25 protein-coding genes are annotated in these 23,858 nt (G+C 74.8%); 15 read left to right on the forward strand and 10 right to left on the reverse strand.

Annotation, left to right across the window (positions count from 1 at the left end; genetic code table 11):
* Window positions 1-10: 10 nt before the first annotated feature.
* The 3 genes from CRP29_RS15830 to CRP29_RS15840 are packed head-to-tail and all read left to right on the forward strand — an operon-like array spanning window position 11 to window position 2,822.
* On the forward strand, window positions 11-1,057 hold the full coding sequence (locus CRP29_RS15830; protein WP_097196057.1) for an MBL fold metallo-hydrolase: 1,047 nt from the start codon (window positions 11-13) through the stop codon (window positions 1,055-1,057).
* Window positions 1,036-1,650 carry a nucleoside/nucleotide kinase family protein gene (locus CRP29_RS15835; RefSeq protein WP_097196058.1) on the forward strand — a complete coding sequence of 205 codons (615 nt, stop codon included), beginning with the start codon at window positions 1,036-1,038 and terminating at the stop codon, window positions 1,648-1,650. Before CRP29_RS15830 ends, CRP29_RS15835 begins: the two co-directional genes overlap by 22 nt.
* Window positions 1,651-1,697: 47 nt before the next feature.
* On the forward strand, window positions 1,698-2,822 hold the full coding sequence (locus CRP29_RS15840; RefSeq protein ID WP_245852877.1) for a uroporphyrinogen-III synthase: 1,125 nt from the start codon (window positions 1,698-1,700) through the stop codon (window positions 2,820-2,822).
* An 8-nt stretch (window positions 2,823-2,830) separates the two neighbouring features.
* Here CRP29_RS15840 and CRP29_RS15845 read toward each other — a convergent pair whose 3' ends face one another.
* Both CRP29_RS15845 and CRP29_RS15850 read right to left on the reverse strand, forming a co-directional pair.
* Window positions 2,831-3,406 carry a GNAT family N-acetyltransferase gene (locus tag CRP29_RS15845; RefSeq protein ID WP_097196060.1) on the reverse strand — a complete coding sequence of 192 codons (576 nt, stop codon included), beginning with the start codon at window positions 3,404-3,406 and terminating at the stop codon, window positions 2,831-2,833.
* A gap of 134 nt (window positions 3,407-3,540) precedes the next feature.
* Entirely contained in the window at window positions 3,541-4,920 is a 1,380-nt protein-coding gene (locus tag CRP29_RS15850; protein WP_097196061.1) for an MFS transporter, read from the reverse strand.
* 145 nt (window positions 4,921-5,065) lie between these two features.
* On the opposite strand from CRP29_RS15850, the gene CRP29_RS15855 reads away from it, so the two are divergent.
* Entirely contained in the window at window positions 5,066-5,860 is a 795-nt protein-coding gene (locus tag CRP29_RS15855; protein ID WP_097196062.1) for a hypothetical protein, read from the forward strand.
* A 17-nt stretch (window positions 5,861-5,877) separates the two neighbouring features.
* Here the strand turns inward: CRP29_RS15855 and CRP29_RS15860 are convergent, their stop codons facing one another.
* Window positions 5,878-6,537: a class I SAM-dependent methyltransferase gene (locus CRP29_RS15860; protein ID WP_097196063.1), complete on the reverse strand. Its 660-nt coding sequence runs from the start codon at window positions 6,535-6,537 to the stop codon at window positions 5,878-5,880.
* Window positions 6,534-7,481, reverse strand: coding sequence for an NAD(P)/FAD-dependent oxidoreductase (locus CRP29_RS15865; RefSeq protein WP_097196432.1), 948 nt, complete (start codon window positions 7,479-7,481; stop codon window positions 6,534-6,536). Before CRP29_RS15865 ends, CRP29_RS15860 begins: the two co-directional genes overlap by 4 nt.
* A gap of 68 nt (window positions 7,482-7,549) precedes the next feature.
* Between CRP29_RS15865 and CRP29_RS15870 the strand changes: the two genes are divergently transcribed.
* Entirely contained in the window at window positions 7,550-8,128 is a 579-nt protein-coding gene (locus CRP29_RS15870; RefSeq protein WP_097196064.1) for a helix-turn-helix domain-containing protein, read from the forward strand.
* Between the two features lie 63 nt (window positions 8,129-8,191).
* Here CRP29_RS15870 and CRP29_RS15875 read toward each other — a convergent pair whose 3' ends face one another.
* From CRP29_RS15875 to CRP29_RS15885, 3 genes are read right to left on the reverse strand one after another with little or no spacing between them, the layout of a single operon-like run.
* Window positions 8,192-8,542 (reverse strand): Rieske (2Fe-2S) protein, encoded by a 351-nt coding sequence (locus CRP29_RS15875; RefSeq protein ID WP_097196065.1) that lies wholly within the window; start codon window positions 8,540-8,542, stop codon window positions 8,192-8,194.
* Window positions 8,539-11,073, reverse strand: a complete 2,535-nt coding sequence (nirB, locus tag CRP29_RS15880; RefSeq protein WP_097196066.1) for a nitrite reductase large subunit NirB — start codon at window positions 11,071-11,073, stop codon at window positions 8,539-8,541. Before nirB ends, CRP29_RS15875 begins: the two co-directional genes overlap by 4 nt.
* On the reverse strand, window positions 11,073-13,658 hold the full coding sequence (locus CRP29_RS15885) for a molybdopterin oxidoreductase family protein (RefSeq protein WP_245852879.1): 2,586 nt from the start codon (window positions 13,656-13,658) through the stop codon (window positions 11,073-11,075). Before CRP29_RS15885 ends, nirB begins: the two co-directional genes overlap by 1 nt.
* 151 nt (window positions 13,659-13,809) lie before the next feature.
* Here CRP29_RS15885 and CRP29_RS15890 point away from each other — a divergent pair, with 151 nt between their 5' ends.
* The 5 genes from CRP29_RS15890 (at window position 13,810) to CRP29_RS15910 (ending at window position 17,550) form a co-directional block, all read left to right on the forward strand.
* Window positions 13,810-14,604, forward strand: coding sequence for a TetR/AcrR family transcriptional regulator C-terminal domain-containing protein (locus CRP29_RS15890; protein ID WP_097196067.1), 795 nt, complete (start codon window positions 13,810-13,812; stop codon window positions 14,602-14,604).
* A gap of 135 nt (window positions 14,605-14,739) precedes the next feature.
* Window positions 14,740-15,516 carry a DUF2382 domain-containing protein gene (locus tag CRP29_RS15895; protein ID WP_097196068.1) on the forward strand — a complete coding sequence of 259 codons (777 nt, stop codon included), beginning with the start codon at window positions 14,740-14,742 and terminating at the stop codon, window positions 15,514-15,516.
* 78 nt (window positions 15,517-15,594) lie between these two features.
* Entirely contained in the window at window positions 15,595-16,203 is a 609-nt protein-coding gene (locus tag CRP29_RS15900; RefSeq protein ID WP_097196069.1) for a hypothetical protein, read from the forward strand.
* Window positions 16,204-16,283: 80 nt separating this feature from the next.
* Window positions 16,284-16,931 (forward strand): GNAT family N-acetyltransferase, encoded by a 648-nt coding sequence (locus CRP29_RS15905; RefSeq protein ID WP_097196070.1) that lies wholly within the window; start codon window positions 16,284-16,286, stop codon window positions 16,929-16,931.
* Between the two features lie 25 nt (window positions 16,932-16,956).
* The gene (locus CRP29_RS15910; RefSeq protein ID WP_097196071.1) at window positions 16,957-17,550 is read left to right on the forward strand and encodes a peroxidase-related enzyme; all 594 of its coding nucleotides are present in this window, start codon (window positions 16,957-16,959) and stop codon (window positions 17,548-17,550) included.
* A 16-nt stretch (window positions 17,551-17,566) separates the two neighbouring features.
* Here the strand turns inward: CRP29_RS15910 and CRP29_RS15915 are convergent, their stop codons facing one another.
* Window positions 17,567-18,031 (reverse strand): hypothetical protein, encoded by a 465-nt coding sequence (locus CRP29_RS15915; RefSeq protein ID WP_097196072.1) that lies wholly within the window; start codon window positions 18,029-18,031, stop codon window positions 17,567-17,569.
* Between the two features lie 84 nt (window positions 18,032-18,115).
* The gene (locus CRP29_RS15920) at window positions 18,116-19,057 is read right to left on the reverse strand and encodes a DMT family transporter (RefSeq protein ID WP_097196073.1); all 942 of its coding nucleotides are present in this window, start codon (window positions 19,055-19,057) and stop codon (window positions 18,116-18,118) included.
* On the opposite strand from CRP29_RS15920, the gene CRP29_RS15925 reads away from it, so the two are divergent.
* From CRP29_RS15925 to CRP29_RS15945, 5 genes are all read left to right on the forward strand, one after another.
* On the forward strand, window positions 19,056-20,462 hold the full coding sequence (locus CRP29_RS15925) for an aminotransferase-like domain-containing protein (RefSeq protein WP_097196074.1): 1,407 nt from the start codon (window positions 19,056-19,058) through the stop codon (window positions 20,460-20,462). The two genes, CRP29_RS15920 and CRP29_RS15925, sit on opposite strands and share 2 nt — an antisense overlap.
* 92 nt (window positions 20,463-20,554) lie before the next feature.
* A complete protein-coding gene (locus CRP29_RS15930) occupies window positions 20,555-20,908 on the forward strand; it encodes a YciI family protein (RefSeq protein WP_097196075.1) in 354 nt (117 codons plus the stop codon).
* Window positions 20,905-22,146, forward strand: a complete 1,242-nt coding sequence (locus tag CRP29_RS15935; RefSeq protein ID WP_097196076.1) for an RNA polymerase sigma factor — start codon at window positions 20,905-20,907, stop codon at window positions 22,144-22,146. The genes CRP29_RS15930 and CRP29_RS15935 overlap by 4 nt, the downstream gene beginning before the upstream one ends.
* The gene (locus CRP29_RS15940; RefSeq protein WP_097196077.1) at window positions 22,143-22,424 is read left to right on the forward strand and encodes a DUF1905 domain-containing protein; all 282 of its coding nucleotides are present in this window, start codon (window positions 22,143-22,145) and stop codon (window positions 22,422-22,424) included. Before CRP29_RS15935 ends, CRP29_RS15940 begins: the two co-directional genes overlap by 4 nt.
* Before the next feature lie 46 nt (window positions 22,425-22,470).
* Window positions 22,471-23,409, forward strand: coding sequence for a hypothetical protein (locus CRP29_RS15945; protein WP_097196078.1), 939 nt, complete (start codon window positions 22,471-22,473; stop codon window positions 23,407-23,409).
* Here CRP29_RS15945 and arfB read toward each other — a convergent pair.
* Window positions 23,406-23,846, reverse strand: coding sequence for an alternative ribosome rescue aminoacyl-tRNA hydrolase ArfB (gene arfB, locus CRP29_RS15950; RefSeq protein ID WP_097196434.1), 441 nt, complete (start codon window positions 23,844-23,846; stop codon window positions 23,406-23,408). The two genes, CRP29_RS15945 and arfB, sit on opposite strands and share 4 nt — an antisense overlap.
* Window positions 23,847-23,858 lie beyond the last annotated feature (12 nt).

Genomic DNA, 23,858 nt, shown 5'->3' on the forward strand with positions numbered 1-23,858 from the left:
GTGCCCGGACGTGGAGATCTCCGGCACCGCCCAGCACGAGGCGTGGCAGGCCCGCGCCCTGCCCCCGGTCGAGCAGTTGCGCGAGGACCTGTGGTCGATCCCGGTGCCGATCCCGCACAACCCGCTCCGCTACAACAGCATCTACGCCTTCGCCCTGGACGGCGGCGGGCTCGGGCTGATCGACACCGGGTGGGGCAGCGACGAGTCGTGGGCGGCGCTCACCGCCGGCCTGGCCGCGATCGGCGGCGACGTCTCCGACGTACGCGGAGCGCTCGTCACCCACCTGCACTTCGACCACCTGGGGCTGGCCGGCCGGGTCCGCGAGGCCAGCGGCGCGTGGATCGCCATGCACCCGGCCGATGCCACGGCGGTGCGGCGCCTCACGACCGCGGGCGCGCAGTCCGCGGTGGACACCGAGATCGAGTTCCTCGTCGGCCTGGGCGCCGACCGGGACGAGGCCGTGGCCGACGTCGGACCGGCCGAGAACATGGGCAGCTGGACGTCGATGGCCGTGCCCGACCGGCTGCTCGAGGACGGCGAGCACGCCGACTTCCCCGGCTGGCGGCTGCGCGCGGTGCACACGCCGGGGCACACCCCCGGGCACCTGTGCTTCGCGGAGGAGGACACGCGACTGTTCTTCTCCGGCGACCACGTCCTCCCCCGGATCAGCCCGAACATCTCCACCAACGCCCGTGGCGGGGATCCGCTGCGCGACTTCCTCGACTCGCTGGCCGCCGTCCGGGACCTGGACCCGGTCGAGGTGCTGCCGGCGCACGAGTGGCGCTTCCGCGGGCTGGCCGACCGGGTGGACTCGCTCACCGCCCACCACGAGCACCGCCTCGCCGAACTGCTCGCCGCCATCGCGACGCACCCGCACTCCACGCCCTGGCAGCTGGCCGCGCACCTCACCTGGTCGCGGCCGTGGGAGCAGTACGAGCGGCGGATGCGGATCTTCGCCGTCACCGAGACCGACGCCCACCTGCGGCTGCTGGCCAGCCGCGGCCTCGTCGTCGGCAGCGGCGGACCGGTGCCGACGTGGACGCCGGCCGCGCGCTGACCTTCGGCGGGCTGGCCGCCGACCTGCTCGCCGCTCCCCCGCTGCTGGGCGGGACCCGGCTGGTCTGCGTCGACGGGCCCGCCGGCTCCGGCAAGACCACGTTCGCAGGAAGGCTGGTGGCGGCCCTCGGCGACGCGGCCGAGCTCGTGCACATGGACGACCTCTACGCCGGCTGGACGCTGACCGGTGCGGTGGCCCGCCTCGAGGCGGGCGTGCTGCGGCCGCTCGCCGCCGGACGACCCGGGGCATACTCCCGCTTCGACTGGACGGCGGGGCGGTTCGACGACGTACCGGTTCCGGTGCGTCCGGCGCCGGTGCTCGTCGTCGAGGGGTGCGGCAGCTCCCCGCGCCGGCTCGACCCGTGGACGACGCTGCGGGTGTGGGTCGAGGCGCCCGCCCCGCTGCGCCTGGAGCGCGGGCTCGCGCGGGACGGGACGGCGATGGCTCCGCACTGGCACCGCTGGCTGGCGACCGAGGCCGCCGAGTTCGCCCGCGAGGACACCCGCCGCCGCGCGCACCTCCGGGTGGACGGCGCTCCGGTGACTCCGCTCACGTCCGGGCGCTTCGCACCCCTGGACGACACATGCCGGTAACGCCGGGCACGCACGATGGGCCGACCGCCGGCCACGAGGGGGACGACGTGAGCGAATCGGATGCCGATCCGGGCACCGCTGCCGAGCTGCCCCTGGCCGGCTACACCGTGGCGGTGACCGCTGCCCGCCGCAAGGAGGAGCTCGGCGCGCTCCTGGACCGGCGGGGCGCCCGCGTGGTCTACGCACCGGCGATCCGCATCGTGCCGCTGTCCGACGACACGGAACTGGTGGCTGCCACGCGGCGGGTGCTGGAGGCGCCGGTCGACCTCGTCGTCGCGACCACCGGCGTCGGCTTCCGGGGCTGGCTGGAGGCCGCCGACGCGTGGGATCTGCCGCTGGTGGAGCACCTGCGCGACGCCCGGGTGATGGCCCGCGGGCCCAAGGCGCGCGGCGCGATCCGCGGCGGCGGCCTGGTGGACGCGTGGTCGCCGGAGTCGGAGTCCTCCGCCGAGGTGCTGTCCCACCTGCTGTCAGGCGCCGAGGGTCCTCTGGAGGGTCGGCGGATCGCCGTCCAGCTGCACGGCGATCCCCTGCCCGACCTGGTCGAGGGGCTGCGCGCGACCGGCGCCGAGGTCCTGACCGTGCCGGTCTACCGCTGGGTGCTGCCCGAGGACGTCGCACCGGTGCGCCGGCTGGTCGCCGCCGTGCTCGCGGGCACCGTCGACGCGGTCACCTTCACCAGCGCGCCCGCCGCGGCCAGCCTGCTCGCCGTCGCCGCGGAGCTCGGCCGGCGCGACGAGCTCGTCGACTCGCTGCGGGATCGCGTGCTGGCCGTCGCCGTCGGCGCGGTCACCGCCGGCCCGCTGGAGGCCGTCGGCATCCCGACCCGGCAGCCCGAGCGGGCCCGGCTGGGCGCGCTCGCCCGCGAGGTCGTCGCCCGGTTGCCCGAGCGCGACCCGGTGCGCCAGGTCGGTGCGCACACCCTCCAGGTGCGCGGGCACGCCGCCGTCGTCGACGGCCGGGTGGTGGAGCTGGCACCCGGGCCGATGGGCGTGCTGCGGGCACTGGCCCGCCGGCCCGGCACCGTCGTCCCCCGCGCCGAGCTGGTCGACTGCCTGCCCGGCGGCGGGGACGGCCACGCCGTCGAGATGGCCGTGGCGCGGCTGCGGGCGGCGCTGGGCGCGCCGCTGGTCGCCACCGTCGTGAAGCGCGGCTACCGCCTGGCGGTCTGAGCGCCGCCCTACCGGAGATCGAGCCGCATGATCACGCGCGGGAAGCCGTTGAGCACCGACGTCGTGTCCGCGGCCTTCGTGAAGCCGGCGCGCTCGAACAGCGAGCGGGTGCCCACGTAGGCCATCGTCAGGTCGACCTTGGCGCCGTCGTTGTCGACCGGGTAGCCCTCGACCGCCGGTGCGCCGTGGGCCCGCGCGAACTCGACCGCGCCGGTGACCAGCTCGTGGGCGATGCCCTGGCCGCGGTGACCGGGCCGGACGCGCACGCACCACAGCGCCCAGACGTCGAGGTCGTCGACGTGCGGGATCCGGCGGTTCTTCGCGAAGCTCGTGTCGGCGCGCGGGTGGACGGCGGCCCAGCCGACCACCTCGTCGCCGTCGTAGGCCAGCACCCCGGGCTGCGGCTCTTCCCGCACCAGTTCGCGCACCCGCTCGCCCCGCGCCGGGCCGACCAGCGCCTGGTTCTCCTTGGAGCTGAGCAGCCGGTAGCTCAGGCACCAGCACGACTGCGCGTCCGGCCGCTTGGGCCCGAGCATCGTCGCGACGTCGTCGAACTCGCTCGCCGGTCGTACCTCGATCGCCATGCCCGGATCCTGGCACCACCCACCGACAGGTCTGATCCGCGAGGGCGGGGCCGGAGGCTCCCCGTCGCGGATCAGGTGGGTGCTCAACGGGACGAGAGTCGTCGCCTGGCCGCGGTGGAGCCCGGAGGACGACATCAGACGGAGTGCGCGGCCTGCGGGCGCAGGTAGACGACCCAGGTGACGACGACGCAGACCACGTAGAACGCGATGAACACCAGGTAGGCCGAGTCGCCGGTCCCGGTGGTCATGAACGACTGCCGGAAGGCCAGGTTGACCAGCACGCCACCGAACGCGCCCACCGCACCGGCGATGCCGATCAGCGCACCCGACATCCGCAGCGCGTGCCGGTCGGCGGCCTCGGCGTCGCCACCGTCGGCGACCCGCTGCAGCGCCTGCGACCGGAAGATCGCCGGGATCATCTTGTAGGTCGAGCCGTTGCCGAGACCGCTGAGCACGAACAGCAGCACGAAGCCGACGACGAACAGCGGCAGCGACTCCACCTGGCTCGCCGTCCACACGACGAGCGCGCCCAGGGCCATCGCGACGAAGTTCGCGCACGTGATGCGCGCGCCGCCGTACCGGTCGGCCAGGGCACCGCCGACCGGCCGGATCAGCGAGCCGAGCAGCGGCCCCAGCCAGGTGAGCGAGGCCGCGGCCAGCGGGGTGGCGAAGGAGTCGGTGAACTGGTTCTGCAGCACCTGGCCGAACGCGAACCCGAAGCCGATGAACGAGCCGAAGGTGCCGATGTAGAGGAAGGACATGATCCAGGTGTGCGGCTCGCGGGCCGCCTCGCGCATGGCCCGCGGCTGGTTGCGCGCCGTCGTCAGGTTGTCCATGACCAGGGCCGCACCGACGGCGGCGGCGACGATCAGCGGGATGTAGACGACGAGGACCAGCCGGGGGTGCTCGGCACCCGCCGTCGCCAGCACGAGCAGCCCGACCAGCTGGACGACGGGGACGCCGAGGTTGCCCCCGCCGGCGTTGAGGCCGAGCGCCCAGCCCTTGAGCCGGTCGGGGTAGAACGCGTTGATGTTGGCCATCGAGCTGGCGAAGTTGCCGCCGCCGACGCCGGCGAGGCAGGCGACCAGCAGCAGCGTGCCGTACGAGACGCCGGGCTCGAGGACGACGGCGGTCGCGATCGTCGGCACGAGCAGCAGCGCGGCGCTGACGATCGTCCAGTTGCGGCCGCCGAACCGGGCGACGGCGAACGTGTAGGGCAGCCGCACGAAGGCGCCCAGCGCCGTCGGCAGGGTGGTGAGCAGGAACTTGCCGGCCGGGTCGATCCCGAACACCGGCTCGGGCAGGAAGAGCACCAGCACCGACCACAGGCTCCAGATGGAGAAGCCGACGTGCTCGCTGAACACGGAGAAGAACAGGTTGCGACGGGCGACGCCCTTGCCGGTCGACTCCCAGAACTCCGGGTCCTCCGGGCGCCAGTCGTCGATCCACCTGCCGCCGCCCCGCGGCGGCGGTGCGGAGACGACGGTGGGTCGGGTCTGGGTGGGAGCGGCCATGCGGGAACGGTGACCGCTCCGGGTTTCCCCGGCGTCGCCCTGCGGCTGATCTCGTGTTCCGTTCCGCTCACCGGCGCTGCCCCGCTGTGGTGAGGTCGGAGCCGCCGGCGTGCAGGACCGGCGTCCGGTTGGCGATGATCACGGGGTGACCGCCCCCGAGGAGACCGCAGAGCTGCCCGGCCGCACCCTGATCGAGCAGGGCGCCCCGGTGGCCGGCTCGATGAGCCGGGCGGCGGCCACGGTCGTCTTCGACCCCTCGGCCGCGCTGGTGCAGGTCGACGCCTCCCTCGCCGCCTGCCTGCGCACCGCCGCGACCGAGGCCGCGGTCGCACCCGTGCCCCGTGAGCGGGTCCGCGCCGGCGCGGCCCTGGCCTTCGCCGTCGAGTACGCGGCCACCCAGCACCGCGCCGGCCGCCCGGCGCGGTCCGACGGCTGGTTCGCCGCCCGCCCGGGCAGCCGGCCGGCCGCCGACGAGCTGGCCGAGGCCGTCGTCGCCGCGGCCCGCCGGTCCGCCGACGAGCGGCGGGTGCGGCACCTCGGCTACCTGCTCGCCGAGGCCGCCTGCTCCCCCGACCTGGACGCCGAGGTCGCCGGCCGGGCGCTGCGGCTGGCCGACGACCTGAGCTGGCGCCGACTCGGGCTGCTGGCCGCCGTCGGCCGCCGCGACCGGGTGCCGCTGCCGATGGCTCCCCTGCCCGACGAGCCGCGGGGCTGGTCGGAGTGGGGCGCCCGCGAGGACGTCGCCGACCTGCAGCGCGCCGGACTGCTCGACCCGCCGCTCACCGCGCCCCGGCCGGGCTCGACCGTGCCCCGGCTGCGGGCCGCGGACCTGCGGCTCACCCGGCGCGGCGTGCTCCTGCACCGGCTGCTGGCGCTGGACCTGCTGCACGAGGACGCCGTCGCCGAGGCCCTCGCCGCGCTGGGCCTCCCCCGCTCCTGAGTCACCTGCCGGCGCCCCTACAGCCGTCGCGCGACCAGGACGGTGTCCGGCACCGGGTTGCCCGTGCGGTGCGCGGCGCCCGGATCGCGGTCGCGCGTCTCGGGAACGACGTCGGCCCACTCGTCCGGGTCGAGCACCGCCGCGACGTCCTCAGCCGTGTAGAGGGCGCCCGCCTCGTGCGCGTGCGCGTGCCCGGAGCCCCAGGCCTCGCCCTGCTGGTGCCCGACGACCAGCAGCGTGCCTCCCGGCGCCACCGCGGCGGCGAGCCTGCGGAACAGCGCGTCGCGGTCGGTCCACGACGAGTGCAGGTAGTGCGCGGTCACCAGGTCGAAGGCGCGCTCGGGCGGCGTCCAGGCGTCGAGGTCCTCGTGCCGCCACTCGATCCGGTCGGTCAGCAGGAGTTCGGCCGCCTTCGCAGCACCGCGCCCCAACGCCACCGGCGAGAAGTCGACCGCGGTGACCCGCCAGCCGCGCGAGGCCAGCCAGAGGGCGTCACCGCCCTCCCCTGCCCCGGCGTCCAGCGCGGTGCCGGGCGGCAGCTCGGAGGCCTCGGCGACGAGCTGGCCGTTCGGTCGGCCGGTCCAGACCGCCGGCGCCGACCCGTACAGCTCCTCGTAGCCCTCGCGGGTGATCGCGGGCTCCCGCGCCGGCCCGGCCCCGTGCTCGTGCTCGCTCATGCCGCCACGCTCCGCTGCGCGTCCACCGCGCGCGCGGTGTCCTCCTCGATGAGGTCGGCGTTGATCATGGCTCCGGCTCGGAGCCCCTGGGCGGCCGCCACGATCACCTGCGCGCTCAGGTCGCCGGCGTTGCCGGCCACCCAGATCCCGGGGACGTCGGTGCGCCCCATCGGGTCGGCCGGCAGGTAGGTGCCCAGGACGGCGCCGTTCATCTCCATCGGCACCGGCGTCGCACCCAGGCCGGCCAGCAGCTCCGCGTTGGCGACCATCCGCGTCGCGACGACGAGCGCGTCGCGCGCCACGAGTTCGCCGTCGACGAGCCGCACGTCGGCACCGCCCTCCAGGCCGCGCACCTCGGTGCGCACCACCCGGATCCCACGGGCCGCCAGCCGCTCGAGCTCCTCGTCGTTCGGCTCCGTGCCGGTGTGCACGAAGAGGACGACGTCGTCGGTCCACTGCCGCCACAGCGTGGCGGCGTGCACGCCCATCGGACCGGTGCTGACGATGCCCACCGCCCGGTCCCGCGTCTCCCAGCCGTGGCAGTACGGGCAGTGCAGCACCGTGCTCCCCCACCGCTCGGCGACACCCGGGAGGTCGGGCAGGTCGTCGACCAGCCCGGTGGCCAGCAGCAACCGCCGCGCCCGCACCTGTCCGCCGCCGTCCAGGTCGACGCGGAACCCGTCGTCGTCGCGGTCCAGCCCCGTGACGCGGCCGGGCACCACCGTGCCGCCGTAGCTCTCCACCTCCCCACGACCGATCGCGAGCAGCTCCGCCGGCGGGATGCCCTCCCGGCCGAGGTAGTTGTGCACGTGCCCGGCCGGTGCGTTGCGGGGATCCCCCGCGTCCACCACCAGCACGCTGCGCCGGGCGCGGGAGAGGGTGAGCGCTCCGCTCAGCCCTGCCGCGCCGCCTCCGATGACCACCACGTCGTATCGCTCGTCCATGCCGGTCACTGTCCGCCCACCCGTGCGACTCCGGCAAGGAGCATTGCTGGTATGGCAAACTGGCGGCCATGACCGACGACGACGTCCTGCAGAACGTGGGCGCGCGGCTCCGCGCCCTGCGCACCGACCGGGGCTCCACGCTGGGCGACATCGCCGACGCCACCGGTATCTCGGTGAGCACGCTGTCCCGCCTGGAGTCGGGCGGCCGCCGTCCCACCCTGGAGCTGCTGCTCCCCCTGGCCCGCACCTACGGCGTCGCGCTGGACGACCTGGTCGACACCCCGGCACCGGACGACCCCCGGGTGCACGGCCGTCCGATCCAGAACGACGGCACGACACTGATCCCGCTGTCCCGCCAGACCGGCGGGCCGCAGGCCTACAAGATGGAGTTCCCGCCCCGCTGGCGCGTCGGCGACACCGAGCAGAAGGTGCACGACGGCTACGAGTGGCTGTATGTGCTGTCCGGCCGGATCCGGCTGCTGCTGGGCCCGCGCGACTTCGTGCTCGGCGCCGGCGAGGTCGTCGAGTTCGACACCCGCGTGCCGCACGCCCTCTCCAACCCGTTCCCGGAGCCCGCCGAGGGGCTCGTGCTGTTCGGGCCGCAGGGCGAGCGGATGCACGTCCGCGCCCGCCCCGCCGACCGCTGACCCCACGGACTTTCGGTGCAGAAAGTCCGGCTGGGGAGCGGACTTTCGGTGCAGGAAGTCCGGTCAGGCGGTGACGAGCAGGTCGCCGTCCTGCTCGCGGACCGGGAACAGCCGCAGCGGTCCGGCGCCCCCGGACGAACCGCCGTCGGACCACCGGTAGGCGTAGAGGTGCAGCGGGCAGACGAGCACGTCGACGTCGGTCTGCCCGTCGGCCAGCGGTCCCCCGGCATGCGGGCAGGCCGCCTGGGTGGCGTGCAGCGAGCCGTCGCGCAGCCGGAACACCGCGACCTGCACGCCGGCGACGACGTAGGTCCGCCCCTCCCCCATCGGGATCTCGTCGAGCCGGCCGACGACGTGTTCGGTCGGAGTCCCGATCGCCGGGCTGTCGGTAGCGGCGGTCTGGGTGAGGCTCATCGGACCGGCACCATCGGCAGGTCGACCAGCGGCAGCGACGTCCGGAACTGACCCGGCGTGGCCGGCTCACCGGCGTCCTGACCCCACGGATCGGTGTAGGCGTCGATCGAGCGCTGGATGCCGGCGTCGAGGTCGGTGCACGCCTCGTCGTCGGCCAGCACCGCCCGGATCGCCTCCAGCCCGACCCGGGGCACGAAGTCGTAGGTGCGCTCCAGCCAGTTGCCGTTCTCCCGGTAGTACTGCAGGAACCGGCCGGTCAGCGTCATGACCTCCTGCGCGGAGGAGACGGTCGCCAGCAGGTCGCCCTTGCGCACCGTGGCGCCGGCCGCCCCGCCGACGTAGACCTCCCACTTCCCGCCCCCGACGGCCACGACTCCGACGTCCTTCACGTAGGCCTCGGCGCAGTTCCGCGGGCAGCCGACCACGGCCATCTTGATCTTCGCCGGGCTCTCGATGCCCTGGAACCGGGTCTCCAGGTCGATGCCGAGCTGGGTGGAGTCGTCCAGGCCGAACCGGCAGAAGTCCGAGCCCACGCAGGTCTTCACCGTGCGCATGCTCTTGCCGTATGCGTAGCCGCTGGGCATGCCGAGGTCGGACCACATCGCCGGCAGGTCCTCCTTGCGGACGCCGAGCAGGTCGATCCGCTGGCCGCCGGTGACCTTCACCATCGGCACCTCGTACTTCTCGGCGACGTCGGCGATGCGGCGCAGCTGTGCGGGCGTGGTCACCCCGCCCTTCATCTGCGGGACGACGGAGAACGTGCCGTCGCGCTGGATGTTGGCGTGCACCCGGTCGTTGATGAACTCGCCGTCCTTCTGCGGGACGAAGTCCGCACCCCAGATCAGCTTGAGCAGCGAGGTGAGGCCCATCTTCGACTTCGCGTCCTCCTTGCCGGCCGGCGCGAGCGCGGCGAAGACCGCCGAGACACTACGCAGGTCCTGCTCCCGGATGGCGGCCATCAGCTCGGGCTTGGCCAGCGGGATGCCCGGCACGTACCAGGAGGCGGAGGCGTCCTCGGTGACCTCGCCGTCGGCGGCCCACTCCACGATCTGCTTCACCAGGGACTTGCACGAGCCGCAGCCCTTGCCGGCGCGGGTGCGGTCCATGACCGCGCCGACGCTGCCGCAGCCGTCGGCGACCGCGCCGCAGATGTCGCCCTTGGAGACGCCGTTGCAGTTGCAGATTTGGGAGTCGGCGGGCATCTCCGCCACGCCCATCTCCGCCGCGCCGTCGGAGAGGTCGACCAGCAGCCGGATCCGCTCCTCCGGGAGCGGCGCGCCCCGGTCGAAGGCCTGGGTCAGGAAGGCGACCTTGCGGGTGTCGCCGAGCAGGGTCGCGCCGACCAGCTTGTCGTCCCGGATGACCACCGACAGGTGCACGCCGCGCTTGGGCTCGGAGATCACCAGGAACTCGTCGTCGTCCCGCTCGGGGGTGCTCACCCCCATGACGGCGACGTCGACGCCGGCGACCTTGAGCTTGGTGGCGGTGCGGCTGCCGGTGTACTCGGCGTCGGGGTCGGTGCCGGTGAGGACGTCGGCGAGCACCTTGGCGTGCTCCCACGCCGGGGCGACCAGGCCGTAGACCGAGCCGCGGTGCTGGGCGCACTCGCCGATGGCGTAGACGTCGGGGTCGTCGGTGCGCAGCTGGTCGTCGACGACGATCGCCCGCTCCACCTCCAGCCCCGACCGGACGGCGACGTCGGTGTGCGGGCGCACCCCGGCGGCGACGACGAGCAGGTCGCAGTCCAGCCGGCGGCCGTCCTTGAGCACGACCCCCTCGACGTGCTCGGTGCCGAGAACCTCGGTGGCCAGGACGTCGAGGTGCACGGTGATGCCGAGGGACTCGACGCTCCGCTTCAGGATCGCGCCGGCCTCCGCGTCCAGCTGGGCGTTCATCAGCCACGGCATCGCGTGCACCAGCTCGACCTGCAGCCCGTGCCCCTGCAGCGCGCGGGCCGCCTCGAGCCCGAGCAGACCGCCGCCCATGACCACCGCGCGCCGGCAGCGGCCGGTGGCCTCGAGCATCGCCCGGGTCTCGTCGATGGTGCGGAAGCCGTACACGCCGGGCAGCAGCGAGCCGTCGTCCTTCCGGACGCCGTTCATCGGCGGGACGAACGAGTAGCTGCCGGTGGCCAGGACCAGGTGGTCGTAGGGGGTGACCGAGCCGTCGTCGGCGTGCACCTGCTTGGCGGCGGTGTCGATCCGCTCGGCACGGACACCGGCCCGCAGGGTGACCCCGTTGTCGGCATACCAGTCGTGGCTGTTGAGCACGATCTCGTCCTCGTGCGACTCCCCGGCCAGCACCGGCGAGAGCATGATCCGGTTGTAGTTGCCGTGCGGCTCGTCGCCCAGGACGGTGATGCAGAACTGCTCGTCCCCGCCGCGGTCGAGCACCTCCTCGACGAACCGGGCCCCGGCCATGCCGTTGCCCACGACGACGATCCGGCTCCGCGTCTCCAGCTCGTCGTCGACGTGCAGCGAGGTCACGCCCTCGGGGCGCCCGCCGAGCACCCGGAACTCCGGCCCGCGCATCAGACCTCCACCAGCCCGAGGTCGAGCACGAGCTCGCCGGTGACGCCCTCGGGTGCTGCGGCGTGCAGCTCGATCACCGAGCCGCCGGGCAGGTCCTCGACCACCCGCAGCGGCACGTGGGTGTCGGCCTTCGCCCCGATCGGGAACCAGCGCATCGGTTCGCCGTCGCGCAGCAGCAGCACGTAGACCAGCTCCCCGGTGGAGTTGCCGCCGCGGAAGTACAGCGCCTGGGCGGAGCAGCCCGAGGGGACGGTGTAGCGCAGCGCCGCGTCGATCGGGCCGGGCTTGGTCAGCCCCTCCCCGCTGATCGGGTAGACGCCGTGCAGGAAACGGGGTGTGCTCTTCACGCGGGTGCTCCTCTTCCGGGACGGGCTGCGGGGCTCGGTGCCGGCCGGTGGACGGTGGGCGGTCGGTCGGGGCTGGGTGGCGGCGTCGGGGGGCGGGATCAGTTCCTCGGGCCCGCCGACGCGGGTGACGGCGACGGCGCAGACCTTGAATGCGGGCATCTTCGACGTCGGGTCGAGCGCGGGGTCGGTGAGCGCGTTGGCGCTGGACCCGCCGCCCCAGTGGAAGGGCGCGAAGACGACGTCGGGCCGGATCGCGTCGGTGACCTGGGCGTGGAAGCGCGCCCGGCCGCGGCGGGTGGCCAGCTCCACCACGTCGTCCTGCGCGATCCCCAGGCGCCGGGCCAGGTCGGGGTGCAGCTCGGCGCGCGGCGTCGGTGCGATGAGCGAGAGGCTGCGCGAGCGCCGGGTCTGCGTGCCGGACTGGTACTGGGCGAGCACCCGGCCGGTGGTGAGCACGTAGGGGTACTCGCCGTCCGGCGGCTCGTGCGCCTCGACGTGCTCGACCCGCAGGAAGCGGGCCCGCCCGTCGGGGGTGGCGAAGCGCTCGGTGAACAGCCGCGGCGTCCCGGGGTGCTCCGGCGACGGGCACGGCCAGAAGACGCCGTCCTCGTCGTCGATGCGCGCGTAGCTGATGCCCGCGTAGTCGGCCGTCCCGCCGGAGCTGGCCCGGCCCAGCTCCCCGAAGACCGTCTCGGGGTCGCCGCTGAACAGCGCGCCGGCGCCCAGGCGCTCGGCCAGGGTGGCGAGCAGCTGCAGGTCGTCCGGGACGCCGGCCGGGGGGTCCAGCGCCCGGCGCCGGCGGATCACCCGGCCCTCGAGGTTGGTCATCGTGCCGGCCTCCTCCGCCCACATGGCGCTGGGCAGCACGACGTCGGCGAGCTCGGCGGTCTCGGAGAGGAAGAAGTCGCTGACCACGAGGAAGTCCAGGTCGCGCAGCCGGCTGATCACCCGGCGGGCGTCGGGTGCGCTGACCGCGACGTTCGACGCCAGCACCAGCAGCGTCCGGACGCCGCCCTCGGTGCCGAGGGCGTCGAGCAGCTCGAAGGCGCTGCGGCCGGGCATCGGCAAATCGTCGGGGTCCACGCCCCAGACGGCCGCGACGTGCGCGCGGGCGGCGGGATCGGCCAGCGAGCGGTAGCCGGGCAGCTGGTCGGCCTTCTGCCCGTGCTCGCGCCCACCCTGCCCGTTGCCCTGGCCGGTGACCGTGCCCCAGCCACTGCCGGGCCTGCCGGGCAGCCCCAGGGCCAGCGCCAGGTTGATCCACGCCTGCGCGGTGTCGGTGCCGCTGCGGTGCTGCTCCGCGCCGCGGGCGGTCAGGATGATCGCCTTCTCCGCCCGGGCGAGGGTGAGGAGCGTGCGGCGCTGCTGCTCGACGGGGACGCCGGTGAGCCGCTCGACCCGGTCGGGCCAGTAGGCGGCGACACCGGCGCGGACGTCGTCGAAGCCGGTGGTCCGCTCGGCGACGTACGCCTCGTCGACCAGACCCTCGGCGATCGCGAGGTGCAGCAGCCCGTTCGCCAGGGCCAGGTCCGTGCCCGGGAGCGGCTGGAGGTGGAGCTCTGCGTGCCGGGCGGTCGCGGTGCGCCGGGGGTCGACGACGACGTGCTGCGCGCCGCGCTCGCGTCCGGCGTCGAACCACTGCATCGCCGGCGGCATGGTGTCCGCGGGGTTGGACCCGACCAGGACGACGACGTCGGCCCCGGCGATGTCGCTGAGCGGGAAGGGCATGCCGCGGTCCAGGCCGAAGGCCCGGTTGGCCGCGCCGGCCGCGGAGCTCATGCAGAACCGGCCGTTGTAGTCGATGGCGCTGGTGCGCAGCGCCACCCGGGCGAACTTGCCGAACTGGTAGGCCTGCTCGTTGGTGAGCGAGCCGCCGCCGAAGCAGCCGACGGCGTCGCGGCCGTAGGTGCGCTGGGTGCGCCCGATCGCCTCGATCACCCGGCCGAGGGCGTCGTCCCAGGTGCTCTCGACCAGCGGGCTGGTCCGGTCGCCGGGAGTCGCGCGGACCAGCGGGCGCAGCAGCCGCTCCGGGTGGTCGAGCAGCTCGACCGACGACCACCCCTTCGAGCACAGGCCGCCGCGGTTGGTCGGGAAGTCCAGCGGCACGAGGGTCGCCGGGCGGTCCCCGGCGGTGACCGCCATGCCGCACTGCAGCGAGCAGTACGGGCAGTGCGTCGCCGTCGCGCGGACGGACCCCGCGCCGCGTTCGGCGGACTCGGGGACGACGGCGGCGGGCACGGGACGAGCCTCGGCGGCGGTCGTTTCCCCGTGTGCACGACGGCGTCAACGCTGGGTGCACAGGACCTCACACGACCTCGGCCGCCGCGGTGAGCAGCCCGGGGTGCACGATCGTCGGAGAACAGTCGCGATCGAGGAGAAGAGGGCAGCCGTGAGCGAGCCCCGCGAGGACGCCGACCCCGACAGCCCGGAGGGGCGCGGTGGAGCGGCCGCAGTGCTGACGGCCGCCACCCCCGGGTCGGGGCGGGGCGCGCTGGACCGCCGCCGGATCCTCGGCGCGGCCGTCGAGTTCATCGACGCGCAGGGCCTCGCCGCCCTCACCATGCGCCGGCTGGGCGCCCACCTCGGCGTCGAGGCCATGGCCCTCTACCGCTACGTCCCCAGCCGGGAGAACCTGCTCGACGGCGTGGTCGAGGCCGTCATCGACGAGCTCTACGGCGACCCCGACGTCCACCTCCAGCCCGGGCACGGCTGGCAGGACTACCTGCAGCGCCTGGCCCACGGCGTCCGCCGGATCGCCCTGGCCCATCCCGAGGTCTTCCCGCTGGTCGCCACCCGTCCCCCGGCGGCGCCGTGGGTGCGGCCGCCGCTGCGCAGCCTGCGGTGGGTGGAGTCGTTCCTGGTGGCGCTGATCGACAGCGGCTTCAGCCAGGAGGCGGCGGTGTCGGCGTACCGGGCGTACTCCAGCTTCCTGCTCGGTCACCTGCTGCTGGAGGTCTCGCAGAAGGGCGTGGCGGTCAACGCCGAGGACAAGCCGGACGGCGTTCCGGCGGCCCAGGAGGCGGTGGACCTGAGCCAGTACCCGACGGTCGTGCGGCTGGAGCCGCTGCTGTCGCTGGACGAGTCGGCGGCGGAGTTCGAGGAGGCGCTGGAGAACCTGCTCGAGCGCCTGGAGCTGGTGCTGCGCGAGGGCCGGACCCCGCGGCGGGGCGACACGCGCGACTGATCGGCTAAACGTGCAGCGGGCTGTTTACGTCGTAAACGGCCGGGCATGGCTGGAAGCGACCCTCGGCGGTGAGCACCTACCCCCGGGGAGAGACAGCGACCCGCAATCCCAGCCCTGAACCCGCGAGGAGCGCACGTGATCACCGAACAGCAGCTCAGCACCGTCATCGGCAGCACCGCCCACGGAGCGGACGGCAAGCTCGGCACCGTCGGCGAGGTCTACCTCGACGACGAGACCGGCCGTCCCGAGTGGGCGACCGTCCGCACCGGCATGTTCGGCACGAAGGAGTCCTTCGTCCCGCTCGCCGAGGCCGACCTGTCCGGCAGCGACCTCCGCCTGCCCTACGACAAGGACAAGGTCAAGAACGCGCCGCAGATCGACACCGACGGTCACCTCTCCCCCGACGAGGAGGCCGACCTCTACCGCTACTACGGCGTCGGCACGGGCACGCAGTTCGCCGACACCACGACGACGACGACGGACCGCACCAACACCCACGGCACGGTCGGCCACGACACCTCCGGCCCGACCACCGACGACGCCATGACCCGCTCCGAGGAGCACCTCCGCGTCGGCACCGAGCGCGTGGAGGCCGGCCGCGCCCGGCTGCGCAAGTACGTGGTCAGCGAGAACGTCACGCAGACCGTGCCGGTCACCCACGAGGAGATCCGGCTCGAGCGCGAGCCGATCACCGACGCCAACGTCGGCAGTGCCCTCGACGGGCCGGCCATCTCCGAGGAGGAGCACGAGGTCGTCCTGCACGCCGAGCGCGCCGTCGTGGACAAGGAGGCCGTCCCGGTCGAGCGGGTGCGCCTGGACACCCAGACGGTCACGGAGCAGGAGACTGTCGACGAGACGGTCCGCAAGGAGCAGATCGAGCTCGACGACGAGACCACCACTCGCCGGAGCTGATCCTCGCGGCGGCGCGGGTCCCGACCCGCGCCGCCGCCGCTCCGCCACCGACCGCCCCTCCCTCTGGAGCACCTCCCCATGGCCTCACCCGACCCCACGTCCACCGACACCCCCGGCGCCTCGGCGACCCGGGGCGCGGCACGCGACGCCGTCGACGCGCAGCGGTCCCGCTACGGCGGCCTCAAGTGGGGCGCCGCCTTCTTCGGCTGGCTCTCCGCCAACGGCCTCGCCGTCCTGCTGGTCGCGCTGCTCAGCGCCGGTGGCGTCGCCATCGGGCTGACCCAGGGCCTCGACTCCACCGACGAGGCTGCCGACCAGGCCGACACCATCGGCCTCGCCGGCGGGATCGTGCTGCTCGTCGTGCTGTTCCTCGCCTACCTCGCCGGCGGCTACGTGGCCGGCCGGATGGCGCGCTTCGACGGCGCCCGTCAGGGCATCGCGGTGTGGGTCATCGGCCTGGCCGTCGTGCTCGTGCTCGCCGTCGCGGGGCTGCTCTTCGGCGCCGAGTACAACGTGCTGGAGCGCCTCGACCTGCCGCGCATCCCGATCGACGAGGGCACCGCGACGACCGGCGGCATCATCGCGCTGGTCGCCGTCCTGGTCGCCACCCTGCTGGGCGCGATCCTCGGGGGGAAGCTCGGCGAGCGCTACCACCGCAAGATCGACCGGGCGGGCTTCACCGCCTGAGCGACCCGCACCCCCGACGGGGGCCGTCCCTCCCGGGGGCGGCCCCCGTCGTCGCGTCCGGGGCGTGGTCGAATGCCGGGGTGACCCCAGGACCCACCATCCGGCGGATCGACGACCCGGACGAGGAGGGCCCCGACGTCCGCCCGGCCGAGAACCGCGACGTCCCCCGCATCGCCGCCACGCTGACCGTCGCGCTGGCCGACTCCCGCTGGACCCGCTGGGCGCTGCCCGACGACGGCCGGATGCAGCGGCTCACCCGACTGCACGAGCTGGACGCCGGGCACCGCGGGGTGGCGACCGGCAGCACCTGGGTCACCGACGACGTCGACGCCGTCGCCGCCTGGCAGCCGCCGGCGGGCACCGCGCCGCTGCCGGACGACGTCGCCCGGGCGCTGGCGCAGGAGCTCCCCCACATCGCCGGCAGTCGCGCCCGGATCGTGGCCGAGACCGACGCCCTGGTCGGCGCCGCCCGGCCGTCGGAGCCGCACTGGTGGCTGGCCCACCTCGGGGTGCGGCCGTCGTCCCGCCGACGCGGGCTCGCTGCGGCCGTGCTCGCGCCGGTCGTCGTCCGCTGCGACACGATGCAGGAGGTGGCGGCTGCCGCCGTCTTCTCCTGGGCCAACGTGCGCTTCCTGCGCGGCTTCGGGTTCGAGGTCACCGAGGAGCTGCGGACCTCCGACGACGAGCTCCCCCTGTGGGTGGTGGCCCGGCAGCCCCTGCCGCGCTGACCTCGTGCGCCCTAGGGTCGCGGTCATGTTCGAGGTCCCCCCGCGAGACTCGCTGCCCGACGACCTGCGCGCCCGCCTCGACCAGGTCGAGGAGAAGTCCGGCTTCGTGCCGAACATCTTCCTCAGCCTGGCCCGCCGTCCCGCGGAGTGGCGGGCGTTCTTCGCCTACCACGACGCGCTCATGGACAAGGACACCCCGGGGCTCCCCACGGCGGACCGGGAGCTGATCGTCGTCGCCACCAGCGCGGAGAACCGCTGCCTGTACTGCGTCGTCGCCCATGGCGCGATCCTCCGCATCCGGGCCCGCAACCCGCGGCTCGCCGACCAGGTGGCCACCGACTGGCGCAAGGCGGAGATCGACGACCGGCAGCGCGCCGTGCTCGACGTCGCCATCCGGTTCACGCGGGAGCCGTGGACGGTGACGCCTGCGGTCCTCGAGTCGCTGCACGCGCACGGCCTGACCCAGGACGACATCTGGGACGTCGGCGCCATCAGCGCGTTCTTCGCGATGTCGAATCGGCTCGTGCACCTGACCGCCACCATGCCGAACGAGGAGTTCTACCTGATGGGGCGGGTGCCCCGGTCGCGGGCGGACGGCGGGGACGTCGCCGCCGGCTGACCGCCGCCGGGCCCGCTCAGGCGCAGATCCAGCCGCTCGTGAGGGCCGGCCACGCCTCGACGCTGTCCCCGTCGACGGCGTAGGCCGTCGAGAAGTCGTCCGCCAGCCACAGTGCGACCCCGGTGCCGTGCTGCCAGCCGGTGGTGATCGCGTCGTCGGGCAGCTCGGCATCGGGATCGAACGACCCGTCGGTGCGCTCGGCGAAGACCCCCTCGGGGTCGCGCACGAACGAGTGCCCGGCGTTCTCGGTGCCGCCGTCCGGCGGCCAGTGGATCTCCAGGATCAGGGCACTGTCCATGTCGCAGTGGGTCTCGCCCTCGTAGATCCGGATCACCGATGCCGGAAGCTCCTGGTCGCGCTCCCACCCCGCCTGCAGCCCGTCGTGGTCGCCGGTCAGCAACCGCTCGTGGTCGTCGCTGCCGCACGCGGACGTGGCGAGCACGAGCAGCGCGAGGAGCGGAGCCCAGCCGCGAGCGGTCACGCGCTCATCGTGGTGGCCGGCCAGCAAGCCGCTCCAGGCCGCAACCCGATTGCCGCCGAACGGAGACCTTCCGACGCGCGCGGGTCACCGGCTCGGCGTCGCGGGCGGGGCGGACCGCACGCGGAGGGCCAGCCCCGCGCAGGCGATGACGGCGACCCCGCCGAGGAGCGTGCCGGCCGAGAGGTGCTCCCCCAGCAGCAGGCCGGCCCAGACGAGGGTCAGCACCGGCTGCACGAGCTGCATCTGGCTGACCCGCGCCATCGGGCCGATCGCCAGGCCCCGGTACCAGGCGAAGAACCCCAGGAACATGCTGATGCACGCGAGGTAGCCGAAGGCGGCCCACTGGCCCGGCGTGCCGGTCGGTGGCTCCTGCACCGCGGAGACCAGCGCGAGGGCGCCGGTCACGGGCAGGCCGAGGACCAGCGCCCACGAGATCGTCTGCCACGCGCCGAGCTCCCGGGCGAGCAGGCCCCCCTCGGCGTAGCCGGCCGCGGCCGCGAGGACCGCCCCGAACAGCAGCAGGTCGGCCCGGTGCAGCGACCCGAGGCTCCCCGACGACCCCGCGGCGAAGCCCACGGCGGCGAGCGCGCCGGCGGCGGTCGCGATCCAGAACGCCGTCGGCGGCCGCTCGGCCGTCCGGAGCACGGCGACGACCGCCGTGGCCGCGGGCAGCAGCGCGATGACGACGGCGCCGTGGCTCGCCGGCGTCGTCGTCAGCGCGAACGACGTCAGCAGCGGGAAGCCGGCCACGACACCGCCGGCCACCACGGCGAGGCGGGCCCACTGGGCGCCGCTCGGCCGGCGCTGGCGGGTGACCGCCAGGGCCACCCCGGCCAGGACGGCGGCGACCACCGCCCGGCCGGACCCGATGAACAGCGGCGCGAGCCCGTCCACCGCGACACGGGTGAACGGCACCGTGAACGAGAAGGCGAGCACTCCGAGCAGGCCCCAGGCCAGCCCGGCAGCCGGTGGGGGTGCCGGTATCGCGAGGGAACGGGAGGCGGTAGCGCTATCCTGCGTCGACATGGGTGACGATAGCGGGAACAGGATCGCCCGCGAGCTGCGGGCCTGGATCTCCACCGCGCCGCCCGGCGCCCAGCTGCCGCCCACCCGCGTCCTGGCCACCCGTCACCAGGCCGGCCCGGTCACCGTGCAGAAGGCGCTGCGCACCCTGGCCGGGCAGGGGCTGATCGAGACCCGCCCCGGCGTCGGCACGTTCGTCCGCGCGGTCCGGGCCGCACGCCCGGCGGACTACGGCTGGCAGACCGCGGCCCTGCGCTCCCCCGCCGCGCCGTCGCCCGGCATGCCCGCCGCGCTGCGCAGCACGCCGAACGACGTGATCGCGTTCCACTCGGGGTTCCCCGACCGGGAGCTGCTGCCCGAACGGCTGGTGCGGGCCGCGCTGGTCCGGGCGGCGCGCAGCGACGCCGCGCTGTCGCGTCCACCGGCCGCGGGCCTGCCCGAGCTGCAGGCGTGGTTCGCCGCCGAGCTGCGCGCGGTCACCGCGGCCGACGTCCCCCCGCCGACGCCGCGGGACGTGATCGTGCTGCCCGGCAGTCAGAGCGGGCTGAGTGCCGCCTTCCGCGCCCTGGCGGGTCCGGGGCAGCCGGTGCTGATGGAGTCGCCGACCTACTGGGGCGCGATCCAGGCCGCCACCCGCGCCGGCGTGCGGATCGTGCCGGTGCCCAGCGGCGGGGAGGGCCCCGATCCGGAGGAGGTGTCCCGCGCCTTCGCCGAGACCGGCGCCCGGCTGTTCTACGCGCAGCCGAACTACGCCAACCCCACAGGCGCGCAGTGGTCGCCCGAGCGCGCCCGCCAGGTGCTCGACGTCGTCCGGACGCACGGCGCCTTCCTGCTGGAGGACGACTGGGCACGCGACTTCGGCATCACCACCACGCCCACCCCGTTGGCCGCCTCCGACGAGTCCGGGCACGTCGTCCACCTGCGCTCGCTCACCAAGAGCGTCTCCCCAGCCCTCCGCGTCGCCGCGATCGTCGCGCGCGGCGCCGCCCGCGACCGGTTGCTCGCCGACCGGGCGGCGGAGTCGATGTACGTCAGCGGGCTGCTGCAGGCCGCCGTCCTCGACGTCGTCACCCAGCCTGCGTGGGAGCGGCACCTCCGCGGCCTGCGCACCCAACTGCGAGCCCGCCGCGACCTGCTGGTCGCCTCCCTCGCCGAGCACGCGCCGCAGGTGCTCGTCGAGCACGTCCCGGCGGGCGGGCTGCACCTCTGGGCGCGGCTGCCCGACGACACCGACCTGTCCCGGCTGATCGCGGACTGCGAGGCCGCCGGAGTGGTCCTCGCACCGGGCACGGAGTGGTTCCCGGCCGAGCCGACGGCGCCGTTCCTGCGGCTCAGCTTCGCCGGCCCCGAGCCCTCCCGCTTCGGCGAGGGCGCCCGCATCCTCGGCGCGATGCTCGACGGCGGCTGAGTTCTCTCCCTCACGGCTGTCGATCCCGGCAGGATCGGTTCGTACAAGGGGTGCGAGCCGGCACCTGGCCGGCCGGACCGAGGAGGAACCAGATGCCGCGCTACCTGCTGACCGTCGTCGAACCGAGCACCGGCCCGGGCTTGGCGCCGGGAGCGTTGGAGAAGATCATGTCGGACGTGGACGCGGTCCACCACGAGATGCGTGACTCCGGCGTCTGGGTCTTCGGCGGCGGCCTCCACCCGCCCTCGACGGCCACCACCCTGCGCCCCGGCGACGGCGGGGTGCTCGTGACCGACGGCCCGTTCATCGAGGGCACCGAGCACGTCGGGGGCTTCTCGGTCATCGACGCCCCCGACCTCGATGCGGCGCTGGCGTGGGGCCGAAAGCTCGTGGGCGCCACCACCATCCCCATCGAGGTGCGGCCGTTCTACGACGGCGCCGGATGAGCGCGATGGCTCTACCGGAGATCGAGCGCGTCTTCCGCGAGCACTCCGGCCGCGCGGTCGCCGTCCTCACCCGCCTCCTCGGCGACATCGACGCCGCCGAGGAGGCGGTCCAGGACGCCTTCGTGACGGCGCTGGCCCGCTGGCCGGCCGACGGCATCCCACCCAGCCCGCCGGGCTGGATCGTCACGACCGCCCGCAACCGCGCCATCGACCGGATGCGGCGCGAGAGCACCCGCACCGAGCGGTACGTGCAGGCGGCGCGGCTCCGCGACGACTCCCCACCCCGCGAGGAGGGACCCGTGACCGACGACCGGCTGCGGATGGTCTTCACCTGCTGCCACCCGGCGCTCGCGGTCCCGGCACGGGTCGCGCTGACCCTGCGGCTGCTCGGTGGCCTCACGACGCCGGAGATCGCCGCGGCGTTCCTGGTGCCCGAGGCGACGATGGCGCAGCGGCTGGTGCGCGCCAAGGCCAAGATCCGGAACGCCGGCATCCCCTACCGGGTGCCGACGGAGGCCGAGCTGCCCGACCGGCTGCCCGCGGTGCTCGCCGTCGTCTACCTGGTCTTCACCGAGGGGTACGCCGCCTCGGATGGCGCCGACCTGGTGCGCGACGACCTCTGCGCCGAGGCGATCCGGCTGGGCCGGCTGCTGGCCGAGCTCATGCCCGACGAGCCGGAGGTCACCGGCCTGCTGGCGCTCATGCTGCTCACGGCCTCCCGGCGCCCGGCCCGGACGTCGGCCGACGGGGACCTGGTGCTGCTCGCCGACCAGGACCGCACGCGCTGGGACCGGGCGCTGATCGCCGAGGGGCAGGAACTGGTCCGCCGCTGCCTGCGCCGGAACCGACCCGGGACCTACCAGGTGCAGGCCGCGATCGCCGCCGTGCACAGCGACGCCCCCACGGCCGCCGCCACGGACTGGGCGCAGGTCGTGGCGCTCTACGACCAGCTGCTGGCACTGGCACCCGGCCCGGTGGTCGCCCTCCACCGCGCGGTGGCGGTCGCCGAGCTGACCGACCCGGCAGCGGGCCTGGCACTCGTCGAGCAGCTCGACCTGCCCCGCTCCCACCTGCTCCCGGCCGTGCGCGCGGACCTCCTGCGCCGGCTGGACCGGCCGGCCGACGCCGTCGCGGCCTACCGCCAGGCACTCGCCCTGGCCGGCAACGAGCGCGAGCGCGCATTCCTCGGACGGCGCATCGATGAGTTGTCGCCGCCCCCGCGGTCGATGGAGGCATGACCACCCCCCGCACGCTCGACCTGCACTTCACCGCCCCCATCGAGAAGGACGGCGCCTTCCCCACCTACCTGGTCGTCCCGGACTCGGCCGAGGCGCTGGGCACCCGGCGCGCCGTCAAGGTGACCGGCACCGCCGACGGGCACGCCTTCGCCGCGACCCTCATGCCGTCGGGCACCGGACCGCACTGGCTGCCACTGCGCGCGGCGATCTGCTCGGCCATCGGCAAGAGCCGGGCCGGCGAGGAGGTCACCGTGCACCTGCAGCAGCGGCTCAGCTGAACCGAGGAGTTTCCGCGAGGACGTCCGCGCACTACGTTCGGCGGCCATGACGGTGCAGGAGTGGCTGCTGGACGGCGATCCGGCGATCCGCTGGCAGGTGCTGCGCGACCTGTGCGACGCACCGGCGGACGTCGTCGCCGCCGAACGGGCCAGGGTGGCCACCGAGGGCTGGGGCGCCCGGCTGCTCGCGCTCCGGGACGCCGACGGTCGGTGGGCGGGTGGCGCCTGCTTCCCCGCCATGGGCTGGGAGCGGGTCGAGGACGAGGGCCAGCCGTGGACGGCGACCCTGCCCACGCTGGTGCTGCTGCGCGACCTCGGCCTGGATCCGCGGTCTGCCGCCGCCCGCGAGACGGCGGCGCTGGTGCGGGAGAACTGCCGCTGGGAGTACGACGCCGAGCGGTTCTTCGACGGCGAGGTCGAGTCCTGCATCAACGGCCGGACGGTGGCGGTGGGCGCCTGGCTGGGCGAGGACGTGGACGACGTCGTCGCCCGGCTGCTCGGCGACCAGCTCGACGACGGCGGCTGGAACTGCTGGGCCGAGCACGGGTCGGTCCGGTCGTCGTTCCACTCGACCATCAACGTGCTGGAGGGGCTGCTGGCGCACGAGCGGGCGGGGCACGGCAGCCCGGCGGTGGCCGTCGCCCGGCGGCGCGGCGAGGAGTACCTGCTCGAGCGCTCGCTGTTCCGGCGGCGCAGCACCGGCGAGGTGGCCGACCCCGCCTACCTGACCTTCTCCTTCCCGCCCCGCTGGCACTACGACGTCCTCCGCGGGCTCGAGCACCTCCGCGCGGCCGGGCGCGAGCCGGACCCTCGGCTGGACGACGCGGTCGCGCTGGTCCGGAGCAAGCAGCAGCCCGACGGCACCTGGCTGCTGGAGAACACCCATCCGGGCGCGGTCCACTTCCCGCTGGAGGACGGCGACGGCATGCCGAGCCGCTGGAACACGCTGCGCGCCCTGCGGGTGCTGCGCTGGTACGGGGCCTAGTCCCAGCCGCCGCGCTGCTTCTTCAGCTGGCCGCGCTGCTTCTTCGCCTCGATCCGCCGCTCCTTCGAGCCGCGGGTCGGCTTGGTGCGGCGCCGGGCGGGGGGCGGCGGGGCGAGCGCGGCGCGCAGCACGGCGGCCAGCCGCTCGCGGGCGGCCTGCCGGTTGCGCAGCTGCTGGCGGTGCTCGCTGGCCGCGATGGTCAGGACGCCGTCGACGAGCCGGTCCCCCAGCCGCTGGCCCAGCCGTGCCCGCTGCGGATCCGTCAGGCCGGGCAGCTCCAGCGGCGCGACCGACAGCTCGACCCGCGAGTCGGCGGTGTTGACGCCCTGCCCGCCGGGCCCCGACGACCGCGAGAACCGCCACGACAGCGCGGCCGCGGGCACGACGAGGGACCCGGTGACCGGCAGGTCACCGGCGGCGTCGTCGACGGCGGGCATGCGCACAGTCTG

This window comes from Blastococcus aggregatus (assembly GCF_900221005.1).
Taxonomy (GTDB): Bacteria; Actinomycetota; Actinomycetes; order Mycobacteriales; family Geodermatophilaceae; genus Blastococcus; species Blastococcus aggregatus.